General features: G+C 28.3%; 11 protein-coding genes. 9 read left to right on the top strand and 2 right to left on the bottom strand.

Translation table 11 applies throughout. The features are described 5' to 3' along the window. Positions 1–82 precede the first annotated feature (82 nt). On the top strand, positions 83–514 hold the full coding sequence (locus FPB0191_RS03300; RefSeq protein ID WP_052236731.1) for a MerR family transcriptional regulator: 432 nt from the start codon (positions 83–85) through the stop codon (positions 512–514). Between the two features lie 339 nt (positions 515–853). On the opposite strand, the gene FPB0191_RS03295 is transcribed toward FPB0191_RS03300, so the two are convergent. Together FPB0191_RS03295 and FPB0191_RS03290 are read right to left on the bottom strand one after the other, a co-directional pair. Beyond that, positions 854–1135, bottom strand: coding sequence for a PDDEXK family nuclease (locus FPB0191_RS03295; protein WP_039104001.1), 282 nt, complete (start codon positions 1133–1135; stop codon positions 854–856). A 313-nt stretch (positions 1136–1448) separates the two neighbouring features. Further along, on the bottom strand, positions 1449–2393 hold the full coding sequence (locus FPB0191_RS03290) for a COG2958 family protein (RefSeq protein WP_039104000.1): 945 nt from the start codon (positions 2391–2393) through the stop codon (positions 1449–1451). 275 nt (positions 2394–2668) lie between these two features. On the opposite strand from FPB0191_RS03290, the gene FPB0191_RS03285 reads away from it, so the two are divergent. The 8 genes from FPB0191_RS03285 (at position 2669) to FPB0191_RS11625 (ending at position 13156) form a co-directional block, all read left to right on the top strand. Continuing rightward, a complete protein-coding gene (locus FPB0191_RS03285; RefSeq protein WP_039103999.1) occupies positions 2669–3034 on the top strand; it encodes a nuclear transport factor 2 family protein in 366 nt (121 codons plus the stop codon). A gap of 849 nt (positions 3035–3883) precedes the next feature. After that, positions 3884–4570 (top strand): phosphorothioated DNA-binding restriction endonuclease, encoded by a 687-nt coding sequence (locus tag FPB0191_RS03280; RefSeq protein ID WP_082018220.1) that lies wholly within the window; start codon positions 3884–3886, stop codon positions 4568–4570. A 268-nt stretch (positions 4571–4838) separates the two neighbouring features. Next, positions 4839–5663: an HAD family hydrolase gene (locus tag FPB0191_RS03275; protein WP_039106550.1), complete on the top strand. Its 825-nt coding sequence runs from the start codon at positions 4839–4841 to the stop codon at positions 5661–5663. A gap of 49 nt (positions 5664–5712) precedes the next feature. Further along, positions 5713–6840, top strand: a complete 1128-nt coding sequence (locus FPB0191_RS03270; protein WP_052236730.1) for an AAA domain-containing protein — start codon at positions 5713–5715, stop codon at positions 6838–6840. 188 nt (positions 6841–7028) lie between these two features. Next, a complete protein-coding gene (locus FPB0191_RS03265; RefSeq protein WP_039103996.1) occupies positions 7029–8843 on the top strand; it encodes a P-loop NTPase fold protein in 1815 nt (604 codons plus the stop codon). 82 nt (positions 8844–8925) lie between these two features. Beyond that, positions 8926–10062, top strand: coding sequence for an SIR2 family protein (locus FPB0191_RS03260; RefSeq protein WP_052236729.1), 1137 nt, complete (start codon positions 8926–8928; stop codon positions 10060–10062). Next, entirely contained in the window at positions 10047–11861 is a 1815-nt protein-coding gene (locus FPB0191_RS03255) for an ATP-binding protein (protein WP_039103994.1), read from the top strand. Before FPB0191_RS03260 ends, FPB0191_RS03255 begins: the two co-directional genes overlap by 16 nt. A gap of 599 nt (positions 11862–12460) precedes the next feature. After that, positions 12461–13156, top strand: coding sequence for a DUF6710 family protein (locus tag FPB0191_RS11625; protein ID WP_052236728.1), 696 nt, complete (start codon positions 12461–12463; stop codon positions 13154–13156). Positions 13157–13167: the final 11 nt, after the last annotated feature.

Raw genomic sequence — 13167 nt, 5'->3', positions numbered from 1 at the left:
AGAGTTACTCTAAGTCAAGTATATATACTGATTAATGGTATAATATATATTATTGATTAATATTAATTTAAATAGGGAAGATATGGTAAATTTAAACGATTGTATTCTATCAATTGCTGAAAATGGTGAATTAAGTCAGACACCTAAATACTCGGTTACTAAAGCAGCGAAAATATTAGGATTATCCGCCTATACCTTACGTTATTATGATTCTCTCAATCTATTCCCTTTTTTACAACGCGATCAAAATGATAAACGTCTTTTTTCAGATGCTGATCTACAATGGGCTAAATTAATTGAATGTTTACGTAATGCAAACATGTCAATTAAAGATGTACAACATTATGTAAAACTATGCTTAGAGGGCAATGATACCTTAGATGAACGTTTAAAAATCATTAGTCAGCAAGAACAAACTTTAATTGATTCCATAACGCAATTAAATAATCAATTGGCTTTGTTAAGATTTAAAAAACAATATTATGAAAACACCCATAAACACCAAAATAAATAAATTTTTACATAGTTATAAGTTATTGATTATAAAAAATATTGATAAAACTATAAATTAGACTAGGTAATGAATTCACTATATTTAAATGAGAAATTAATAGGGTCACTAGTCTATACCTTACGCCCTATTTTATAAAAAGCATGACCAATACATTAATTAATAATTTCAACTATAAACTACAGTATTAGTATGCTTTTACTTTGGAAAACTTCAGGGCTTGCGGGTAATGTTTATTGCTGTATTAGGCATCCAACAACAAATACAATCCCCAGTTTAAGCTGATGTTTGAACAAATTAAATTAATACGCTTGCCATTTAACACATTTTATTGAATAAAAATCAAGATTGCCTTTTTGCTCGTATATTGGAACTGGATATCAAAATTGAGCAAAAGTGGATAACGTCGCTAATAGAGCGTAAAGAATAGACTGCTCGCCCATATCTTTCATTTTCTTCCCATTGATGAACTTGCAAGTATCCTGAACTATTTTCTTTAATTTCAAACGCTACTCCGTGCCAGTTAGCAAGATAAATAAATTTACTATTTCCCTCATCAACTTGGTAAGTTTGTTCTAATGCAACCTCTTTTATGATTTTTATTAAATCTGAATTACTAACCATTTTGTACTCCTTAGATCCATAATATAATTTATAAGAATATTTAAAGTAAGGATAACTTTATATGTGACAAGTTACATTTAATTGCAATTAAACTTCAAAATTTTAATAGTTATTTTACAGTAGTATTTTTATTTTAAATCATTTAACAACAATATAGATTACTCTATAACATGCAATGTTTGGATTTTAGAACATCAAAAAAGCATACTTTATTTTTTCAAATACTACTCGGTTAAATTAGGTTATAGCTTCATTCGATATTTTATGCTAAATTTTTAAGCATTATTAAATCAATATTCAACCATAAATATTATTAACCATTCTTACTATCCCAATCAAATACTTTTATCTCGCCGGTTTGATAAAATTGTTTCACTAGCTTTATATATTGACTAAAATCCTTATTTTCTTGAGAAAGTCGATTACATGAATCCCAATCAATGATATTTCTTTCTTTAGCTGGGATAAGAATTTGGCTCTCAAAAGGATTATCTAAATCTAATTTTATTATGCCAATACCATGAGCAGAACTTAGTACTCGAAGCTCCTTTAACGTATCACTACCTGTAATTTGTGAAGTAACAAGATAACCAAAATTTGCCCATGAAGAATTAGATACAGCTTGGAAAAAAGATTCTCTAACATTTGACATATTAAGCAATATTTTGACTTCAAATGACCATAGTTTACTACGTTGATCAGCATAAAGTTTTACACACTCTTTTACTAAATCACTCCAGTCAGAGCTTAAATCCTCTAATCCAACAATATCTGGATGCAACCATTTATTACCATTCTTACCTAATTTATTCGAAGATGTTTTTTCATCAATTCGTTTGGAATAAATATTAAGTTCATCATGAAGATATTGACTTAATATTGGATAGAGATCATTTTCACTATATTGGATTTTTTCAGATTTTAGTTTAAGAGATTTATTATCTTTAATTTGGTGCTCAGCATCATCAACTTCATCCTCATCAGATTTTTTCGAAAAGAAATACTTTTTAGGGCGCCCTTCCGTTGTTTTAATTTCTGGATGTTTTTTTTGCATTATTGGTCGCGTAGCACCAATCTCTGCTGCGATTTGAGATATTACATCATCATCATTCATTAAACGTACGCTGGCTAATTTTTTCTTTTCGCATGCCTCTCTGTTATTATTAAAAACTAAAATTGCCAATTCTCTAGCTGTAAATTGTTTTTGTGGATGTTGTTTTAGTATGGTAAAGACCGTCTTTCTAAGATTCAATGACATAAAACTGATAATCCTTTAATTCATAAATAAGAAACTGGTTGATGCCAATTATTCGGTTTATTTTAAACCAACAGAAATATGTTATTTTAAAACTCTAGCTTCAAATCTTAAAAGTCATATCTATTAAATAGTAAATTTAGCATTTAAGAAAAATATGTTAAATAGTTTATTTCATTTAAGATCAAAATCGCTATTTATCTCAATGGCAATACTCTTTATATTTAAATATTTTTTACTCAAAATAGGGATTTTTATCAGCAAATAGGTACATTTTTATGAATAATAAAAAATTAGTTCAACAATTTATCAAGATGTTTTTTGTTAATGGAAAGATCGAAAAAATTCCTGAATATATAGTAGAAGATTATATTCAACACAATCCTCGTGTTGAAACAGGTCATGAGGGATTTATTAACTTTTTCAAAAAATTCCAAAATTTCAAACCAAAATTCGAATTACTAAACATATGTAGTGAAGATAATATGGTATTCTTATTTCATAAATGTACGTTTGCCGATGGTACAGTAAATAAAGTCTGTGATATTTTTCGTCTTGAAAACCATCAAATTGTAGAACATTGGGATGTAATTGAGTCACACGTAGAAAAAGTAAAATCTATCAATAATAACGGAATATTTTAATATTTTATTTATAGATTAGTTAAAAAATATTAATAAGATCATATAATGAATTTAGAGCAAACTGTGCGATTTTCATTTATCGCACAATTATTAACTTTGTGAAAGATAGCTTATCAGATTGAAAGGCATGAATTCTGATAGCATATAGATTATTATTTACTACCAAACGGATTTAGCTAATATATTTTCCATCTAATCCATAACCCACAATTAAGATTTACATTCATTCGCAATATGTTAATTTTTTCTGCCAGATACATTTAGTATTAAAGCAATTAAATGATTTCTCCAATACCTTAAGGTATTTATTACAATTGCCTTTGCTTACTGATTCGGTTTATATCGTTACAATTTCAAACTTGTAATGAACTTTAGTTTTAACGTCTGATACCATTCATTTGATTCTTGCGTATTTTAATGCTCGTAATGAATGAACAAAGAGTTCAGCAAAGGATATTACTAAACAATGAATTGATAAATATGATGAGAGTTAAATTGTTTTATAGTTGATTAATTATAATAAAAAATATTTTATTTTTCCGTTTTCCTACTAATAGCTTATAAGGAAACTGAACGTATTTTGTAGAGTTGATAAAATGTGATTTAAACAAAGTGTTTTTTAGTTTACTTTTGGAAATAACCGGAATTGTTTATTTAAATATACTAAAAACTCAAATTCTATATTTTTCTCCATTAAACGAAATTGGCAGAATATCCTAATCTGCGATACAGATCACAGATATAAATGAATATTGCAAGTTTTTTAATTAGCAGGTGAACTTTTATAAGCAGTATCGAAAAATTGATGTATATTAGTTACATTGTTTAGCATGAAAATGTGTAAATAATATGAACATAAAACAATTACAAAATATTATTACAGTTATCATCATCCGTAAAAGAAATAACCAATGCAAGCCATATAAGCTTCTTCTAGTTTTTTATGTTTTAACTCTCTATAAACACGGTTATCTACGCCTGTTTGATTACGGAATAGAAATTAAACAATTATTATTAAAACTGTTAAACAGCTTTGGATCGCAACGTAAAAAACAATATTCAAATATGCCTTTCTGGCGCCTTAAAGGTAATGAATTTAGGCAATTAGAGAATGCCAAACCTTGTACCATTCCTCAAAAAGAAAGTCAAAGATCAACCTGTGAACAGCTTACAAAATACCATTTACAAGGCGGCTTGAAAGAATCTACTTATAGTATGATTGCCAAAAAGCCAAAACAGATCGATAAGCTTGCCCAACATATTTTTAGCCCGCTTTTTCTTGAAAGTGTGCAAAACAGCATTATCAACCGATTTAGTTTCTCCCTGGCGGATGTCAGTGAACAACTTAAACCTAAATTTTGCCAAATGATTTTGTACGCTTATAACAGCCAATGTGCAGTTTATAGCTACGACCTTATGCAAAATTGCATATCGGCTGAACTTGGAGTTGCTTATGTTAAATGGAAAACATCGAGTAAACCTTGCTTTATTAACAATGACCTTGCGAACTATTCTATTCACCATTTCTTTATTTAATAGGGTGGAATTGGGCTAGATAGTTGCTTTAAATTGCTAGTATCTGGAGGGGTAAATGGTAATGCGATTATTGAGAAACTCTTATGGGATTTTTAAGGAAAACTGATCATCTTACATAAAATGAAAGAGGCTATTTGCAAAATATATTTGTTGACTAGCATTTTAAGAAAAGGCTTAGGGCTTAAGATCGATAATAAAAAAGAGTCACATGTTAGAACAATATAAAGTTCTTATTGAATTTAAAGCATTTTAAAGGAATAAATAATTGATTAAGTGTGCATTAATTTATGATTTTGATGGAACGCTAGCCGAGGGTGATTGCGCCCAGCATGGTCTTATGCCAGCGTTAGGTATTACAGACATACATGGTTTTTGGAGTGAAGTGAAAGAACGTGCCACACAAGATGATGGTGACGAAATACTATCTTATTTAGGACTTTTGGCTGAAAAAGCTAACCAACTTGGTTCTGATGAATTAAGTGAAGATAATTTGAAAAAACATGGAAAATCTATACCACTCTTTCCCGGTGTTGACACTTGGTTTGAGCGTATTAATGAATATGCAGCGGCTAATGAGATAGAACTGCACCATTACATTATTTCAAGTGGTTTAGATGCAATGATACGTGGTACAGCAATCGGTAATCAATTTAGCCAAATTTATGCCTGTAAATATCATTACTGCCCGAAAGGGAAACAAGCTATTTGGCCTGCCCAAGCTATAAACTACACAACCAAAACACAATTTTTATTCCGAATAAACAAAGGAATTAAAAACTCATGGAATAACGCTGCTGTTAATAAATTCATTGAACCAGAAAAACGAGATATTCCTTTTCAAAGAATGATCTATTTCGGTGATGGTGATACTGATATTCCATCAATGAAAATGGTTCGATACCAAGGCGGATTTTCCTTAGCTGTGTTTGATGAGAAAAAATGGAATAACCAAACTACACAAAAAAAAGTTGAAAAACTCATAGCTGAAGAACGAGCAAATTATGTTGTTCCTGCTAATTATCAGAAAGGTAGCCAACTAGAAGTTACAGTAAGAGGTTTACTGCAATTGTTTAAACGTAAGCAAAAAGGTTAAACGATTTTCTTCTTCATGGAATATATTTTTATAAAAAGGATTACAAGTAATGATTTCTATCTACATGAATGGTGAAAATAAAACAAAGCAAATCAGCGATTGGTCACTTTACTACAATAATGAAGATCAAGAACTGAAACTAACCTGTCATTTTCCTTCTGGGAAAAAATATACTCTACCTCTATCACAATGCAAAGTGACCCCAGTTGAACAAATAAAGGAAAATCTCCTCATTATTAAGAGTAAACCCAAAATAGTTTTGATTGAAAAGGCCGAAAGATATGGACGAAAATATACTGTCGTCTATTATCCTAATAATAGCAAGCCCTACGTTATGCTTAGTGATAATATTCAGATCGCATCTGAAACTGATCTCAAAAATGAAAAGATTTTTGACTATTTTACCCAAGTAGCTCAAGCTCGTATTGAACATGCTGATGAGTGCAACAAAGGTATTGCCGAAAATGTATTACGGCAACTTGATAAAATCACACCGCATTCTGACACTGTTCTCCATGCTTATTGTAGTGTAACAAACCAAAAACGACAGCCTCCTCAACATTTTATTTATCCTTTTGGTATTAATGAAAGTCAGTTAATCGCAGTAAAACAAGCTTTCGCTTCACAAATCAGCATTATTGAAGGCCCTCCTGGTACGGGTAAAACCCAAACTATCTTAAATATTGTAGCTAATATTCTGGTAAATAATCACACTGTCGCTATTTTATCTAATAACAACTCTGCAGTAGAAAATGTTTATGAAAAATTGGCTAAATATCAACTTGATTATCTGGTTGCCAAATTAGGCAGTAGTGATAAAAGAAGAAACTTTTTTGAAGATGAGCTGGAGGTAAGTGCTCAAAAACAAGAACATACCATAAGCTTGCAAAGAATAAGCGATCTTACGAATACATTAATTGAACATCTCCAAGCTCAGAACCAAATTGCTTTCTTGCAAGCGCAAATTGACGAATTGGCTATTGAAAAGAGTTATTTTCAAAAGTGGCATGAAGATGCTTATCTGAAAGATAAAAATAATCAAGTATTAGAGCCTCATGGTAGTTTTAAAAATGTTAATTTAGCTTTATCTTCCGATATCAAGATTTTTTCTAAAAAGCAATATATTGCTTTCAAAAAAAATGAAAAAATAATATTTTTCAATACATTTATAAAATAGATACCAAAACTTTTCCTTAATGCTAAAAAGGTAATCTAGATGATCTTATATAGTTAACAAAAAGACATTTCAAATGTTGGTCATTAGGCTACATATAATTATAAGTAAATTTTATCTGATACTAATAATTTAGATTACGTTATGAGTTTGATAAAGCATACATTGTAAATTTTTATTGGAAGCAAGTGATGAAAAAAACAAATAATACAGACACTATTAAGTTATCGAATCAAGAAGTTATCAAGAATCTTAATTATTATCTTTCACTCAGTGAATCTCCAGACTATGCTGTGTTGATTAATGGACCTTGGGGTTCTGGAAAAACTTTCTTTATAAAAAAGTTTCTGAAAGACATAGATAATTGTATTTATATTAGTTTGTATGGTATTTCTTCTATAGATGAAATTAATACAAGAATATGTAAAGAATCATTCCTAGAAATAGCAAAATCTAAAACAGGTGAGACTGGTAGTAAAATTGCAAAAAAAATACTTACATTAGTTCAATCAATTTTACATTTTTTTAATATTGATATTAACCCTAAAAATTTGCGAGCATTATGTTCTTTCACAAAAGATAAGTTAATTATATTTGATGATTTAGAAAGGAGCTTAATGGATATTCGTGAAACTTTAGGCTTTATTAATTATTTTGTAGAGCACCAAGGTAACAAAGTGATTATTATTGCTAATGAAGATGATATTCCAGATAAAGAAAATTATCATATTGTTAAGGAAAAGCTTATCGGTAAAACACTTACTGTCTTTGAAGAACTTAATTCTACCATTTTATCCGTTATTGAAACTTCATCACCTAGAATAAAACTTTTTATTGAAACTCATCTGCAAACTATTAAAACTATTTTCAGTCAGTCACAATGCCATAATTTAAGGATACTTAAGCATATATTGAAAAATTTGGAAAGGTTTTGTGATATTAAAGTATTGAAATTATTTGATGAAAAATCAATAAATTATTTACTTGTTATTTATCTTATTTTATCTATTGAATCGAATACAGGTAATCTAAAAAAAGGGGATATGGCATTCACTGATTTTTCATTTGAAGAAAAAGAGAAAAAAGGTTTTGATTTATTTGAATATAAATATCCTTCTTTTTATAGATATCAGTTAATTTTAGAATATGATATGTGGGATCGAATAATTTTTGACGGATGGTTAGAAGAGAAAAGTATTTCTAGAATGATAAAAAATAGTGATTTTTTTCACTCTAAAAAACGTCCTGAATGGAAAAATCTTTGGCACTACAATGAATTTAAAAGTGATCATGAATTTCATAACTGCTATAAAAAAGTAAAATTAAAATTAGATGCGAAACAATATAAAGATATTTATATTATTATTCATTTAGCTGGAATGTTTATGCAGTTTTCGCAAGTAAATTTAATTAGGCAATCTCCAGTTCAGCTATATAAATATTTTTGTAGTTATGTTGATTTTTTAATAAAAAGAAAATTTTTTACATATAAAGTTGAGGATCATTTATTTAATGACAGAAGTAGGTTTGATGAAAGTCATTCACATGGTTTAGCATATCAAGGTTATGATATATATGAATTTAAAGAATTTATTTCATATTTGAAAAAAGCTCATGATAACACTAAAGATATTTTTTATCATGAAGAAGCCAATAATTTATTACAATTAATTGTAGAAGATATAGAAAGTTTTTATGTATATATTTCCGGAAAGACATCAGAAAGTCGTTTTAATGATATCCCTATTCTGACTTATATAGCCTCAAAAAAACTAGTCGCTTGCTTACCTAAACTTGACTTAAAAAAATTAAACCTTCTATTCTCAGCTTTAACAGAACGAACAAAACTTTATAATCATCCTCAATACGCTTCAATTCTTGAGCCAGAAAAAGTTTGGATTGATATATTTAAACAACAAGTGGAAAAAATGATTAAAAATTATAAAGTAAAAATATTCAGATTAAAACTCGGTAAATGCTATATGAGTTATTTTAACAATCAGTAGTGTGCATAAATTTATGCATAAATTGAATAACTATTTATGATTAATGACATAATTTTTCGAAATAAATAAAGGTAATTTCAATATGAGTGATAATAAAGAATTTTTATATAAAATTGAGTATTTAGTTGATAAAAACGTAAATTTTTTATTTGGTTCTGGTGCGTCAGCAGAATATATCCCTACACTCCGGATTAATGAGCATGATTCATATGAAACAATTTTGACAGATAAAAAACTAGAGCCTTTTCAAAATTTTATTTATTGGCATTATTACAAACAAATCATTAGCAGAACTTTTTGTACATTTCCAGAAGAAGATTTTGAGCAAGAAAAATATAATAAGACTTTCGAAAGTTATTGTAATTTTATACAAGAACTTGTTGATTTTTTGAATAGAAGAAGTGCCAATCAGATTAAAAGAGCTAACATATTCACAACTAACTATGATTTATTTTTTGAAAAAGCTGCAGACAAGTTACAAGAAAAAAATAAATTTAATTTGAATGATGGTTCATTAGGTTTGATTGAACGATATTTAAATATCAGTAATTTTCACATTTCATGTTGGCATCAAGGTACTCACGATCAATATCGTTATGAACTTCCTACAATAAATTTAATTAAATTGCATGGTTCAGTATCTTGGATAAAAGAAAATGATAACACAATAAAAATAACCTACCCAACAATATTACCTGATAATTTAAATAAAGAGATAGATAACGATATTTCATTAAAAGATGTATTAAATGCATATGAATCATACGGAATAGATTCTCTTTCAGAATTTGTAGGATTATCTAAGCAAGATAAAACTGATTTATCTAATTTTTTTGAGTGTTATAAAAAATTAGCTTTGGTTAATCCAACAAAGAAAAAATTTGAAGAAACAGTTTTTCAACAGCATTATTATCAAGCCCTACGTTTATTAAGTTATGAATTAGAGAAACCACAAACAGTACTTGTTTGTTTTGGTTTTTCTTTCAAAGATGAACATATTACAGAAATCATTAAACGTTCTTTAACTAATCCAACACTAAAAATATTCATTTTTTGTTATAAACAATCTACTAAAGATGAAATTAAAAGCGTAATTGATGATTCTAGGATCACTTATTTTTGTCCTAATAATCAGAAGTTCAAAATAAACTTTACTGAATTTTATAACTATATATTTCAATTGTATGAGTCAAAGGATATTGTATGTACAAATTCATAGTAGGATCAGTAACATCTGTAAAAGGAATTAACATTCGAGCTAAGATAAACTCTAACTTACATCAAGCAACTTATTTCTATAATGGTGAAATTTACAGAGGAATTGCGATCAATGAATTTGTTATGATCAGAAAAGGATATCATGATATTATTGGTAAAATTGAAGGGGAAGAAATAATAGAAAATTCAAGTCTTGATCCTAATACTCTTTCACAAAAAAGATTTGAAAGATTTGTTGATATCAAAACTATTGGCTACTTTCAGGCAAATAAATTTTATTCAGGAATAAAATATCTTCCTATGATAGAAGATAGTTTACATCTAATTACAGATCAACAAATTTCACAAATCTACACTTTTAATCCTAGTGCTAGTAATTTTTCAATTGCAATAGGAAGTTCCTTATTAGAACAATTACCTATACATTTACCAATTAATGGACTGTATAATTCACATATTGGTATATTTGGTAATACAGGAAGTGGTAAATCTAATACTTTAGCTAAGCTATATTTTTCATTATTTGAAAAAATGATTAAAAAAGATAGTTTTAGAAAAATTTCAGAATTTCTTTTTATTGATTTTAATGGTGAATATCAAGCTATTGCTAATAATTTTCAAGAATATAGCTCTTATTTAGTTCTTAATACTCAATTAGCTAATGGTGAAGATAAATTAGAGATACTAAGTCATTCATTTTGGGATGATGAGTTTTTATCTGTTCTTTTTTCTGCTACAGAAAAAACACAAAAACCATTTTTAGCACACCTTGTTAAAAATAAAAAAACACTTGACGAGAGCCTCTCTAAATATCTAGAGCGAACATTACATATCATGTTTGGTCCAAATCAACATAAAGAAACAGTGAATTTATTAAAATCAATGGTTCATATTATAACTAAAGATCCAGATGAGCAAAAAAAGATAGAAGATGAACTTGCCAGATTTCATTGGTTTTCAAAAGATGAAAACAATAAATATTATTTTGATAATAAAAATTTTGTCAATACTCCAGAAGACGGAATAGAAAAATTAGACAACTTAGTAGAAATATGTCGTAAAAATCTAAATAATATAGATGTTTTTGATGAAGTTATTATCAGGGCAACTTTCCAATTGATAAATTCAGTATCAAGAAATTATGTCCAATATGATCATATAAATCCATTAATTAATAAAATTAGTGCTATGAGTAATGGATTATCAAAAGTAATAAATATAGTTGATGAATATAAACAATCAAGTCATAAAACAATAAATATTATATCGTTACGAAATTGCAATCAAGATGTTAAAAAAGCTATCCCAATGGTATTAGCAAAATGTATGTTTTTGAGCCACAAATCTAAATATGATGGAACGAATAGTTTTCATTTTATTATTGATGAAGCACATAATATTCTCTCAGAAATGTCTGTGCGTGAAGCTGAATCATGGAAAGACTATCGTTTAGAGCTTTTTGAAGAAATAATCAAAGAAGGTCGAAAATTTGGTTTTTTTATTACTATCTCGAGTCAAAGACCTGCCGATATTTCACCAACAATAATTTCACAACTACATAATTATTTTTTACATAGATTAGTAAATGAGAATGATCTTTTTTTATTGAAAAACACAATCAATACATTAGATTCAGCATCAAGAAGCCAAATACCTATTTTATCCGCAGGAGCTTGTATTTTATCAGGAACAGCCTTTCATACTCCAATACTTGTTCAAGTTGATAAGTTATTAGAGGAGCATTCACCTAAAAGTGAAACAATTAACTTAGAAAAATTATGGGGTATTAATGATAATTAATTAGTTTTATCATGATTTATAATTCACTTAACATGTTCTGAAACAACATCTTTTATAATTTTGACTAATTCCTTATTAGCCATATGAATAATGAATGATTATTAATGTCTTTAATTTATTGAATGTTTGTGTGCTTTAAAAAATTTAAAAGAAGGATACTAAGTAGTGAATTGGGCTGGCGGAATCTTAACTGAACTATGAAAACACTTGTCAATATATGGTATTTTATTTCAACAAACTAAACCGTATACCTAAACATATACCTAAAAAGAAATGTGACCGCTAAAATTGGATATTTTTAGTACTCACTTATTTTTGAGTTAAAGTTAATTTTCGCGGGTGTAAAAATCTGGTCAAAAAGGTGATACCCAAATTTGAGTGTTAAAAAAATTACCCCCCCCCCATTATAATAAAATTTTATAAAAAAGTGTTCATGGTGTTCACTGCTTGCTTGAAGCCTTATTCTAAAATGGTTTGGGCGGTGTACACTTAATTATTTACTATTCACCAGTGTACACTTTAGGTGTTCACTAATTTCATATATAATCATATTAACAATATCAATCATAAAATGCCTTATAAATGAAAATGAGGTTAACATGAGTATCTATTTTTTTAACAAAAAAAATATTTCTTCTTTAAAAAAAGAGCAATTTATTAATCTGATGAAGTGGGCGAATAAGCTTGTGAATCAAAATTCATGTTCTTTTTCAAAGAATGAAGCCCTATATGATTTAATAAAAATAGTAATGAAACCAATTCAAGCAGAACACATTAGAAATGCTTATTTAACGCATGAACATCATGCAATAGAAGGGATTAATTTATACCGGGATTTCCTTTGTTCACATAGAATAGTATATGAAATCTTATCTAATTCTACTCAATATTCGAATTCAGCAAGTCACCACTCATTTAAACTAGCTTCTGATATTATTTTACCTACTGGTTGGCATCCTACTAGCTTAGTTTGTAATCTTGGTTCAATTGGAAAGAAAAATCGCAAATGTGGAGAATTTAAACAAGATTATAATCATGATGTAACGCTTGTCTTGCCAATGAAAATTGGTTTTGTAAATGGAGGAAACCACTCTATTATTCAAGGAGTACTTTCTGGTAATGGAGAAATACACCCAAAGACAGTAGTAGATCTCTCAAACAAATTAAATGAGGTCTATTTCAATGGAACACATTGGATTCACACAACTTCCGAGCAAGTTATCGGAGAACCTCGATATCCTGAATTTGGTTGGGTATGGGAAATATCAAAATTATTAACAAATAACATTGAGTAAACCACAAATTA

The sequence above is a fragment of the Frischella perrara genome, from assembly GCF_000807275.1.
Taxonomy (GTDB): domain Bacteria; phylum Pseudomonadota; class Gammaproteobacteria; order Enterobacterales; family Orbaceae; genus Frischella; species Frischella perrara.
This window is presented reverse-complemented; position numbering and strand designations above follow the sequence as displayed.

Bases quoted from the DNA above. Each gene is read 5' to 3' on its own strand.
- FPB0191_RS03300 (WP_052236731.1), top strand. From the start codon at position 83: ATGGTAAATTTAAACGATTGTATTCTATCAATTGCTGAAAATGGTGAA.
- FPB0191_RS03295 (WP_039104001.1), bottom strand. From the start codon at position 1,135: ATGGTTAGTAATTCAGATTTAATAAAAATCATAAAAGAGGTTGCATTA.
- FPB0191_RS03290 (WP_039104000.1), bottom strand. From the start codon at position 2,393: ATGTCATTGAATCTTAGAAAGACGGTCTTTACCATACTAAAACAACAT.
- FPB0191_RS03285 (WP_039103999.1), top strand. From the start codon at position 2,669: ATGAATAATAAAAAATTAGTTCAACAATTTATCAAGATGTTTTTTGTT.
- FPB0191_RS03280 (WP_082018220.1), top strand. From the start codon at position 3,884: ATGAACATAAAACAATTACAAAATATTATTACAGTTATCATCATCCGT.
- FPB0191_RS03270 (WP_052236730.1), top strand. From the start codon at position 5,713: ATGATTTCTATCTACATGAATGGTGAAAATAAAACAAAGCAAATCAGC.
- FPB0191_RS03265 (WP_039103996.1), top strand. From the start codon at position 7,029: ATGAAAAAAACAAATAATACAGACACTATTAAGTTATCGAATCAAGAA.
- FPB0191_RS03260 (WP_052236729.1), top strand. From the start codon at position 8,926: ATGAGTGATAATAAAGAATTTTTATATAAAATTGAGTATTTAGTTGAT.
- FPB0191_RS03255 (WP_039103994.1), top strand. From the start codon at position 10,047: ATGTACAAATTCATAGTAGGATCAGTAACATCTGTAAAAGGAATTAAC.
- FPB0191_RS11625 (WP_052236728.1), top strand. From the start codon at position 12,461: ATGAGTATCTATTTTTTTAACAAAAAAAATATTTCTTCTTTAAAAAAA.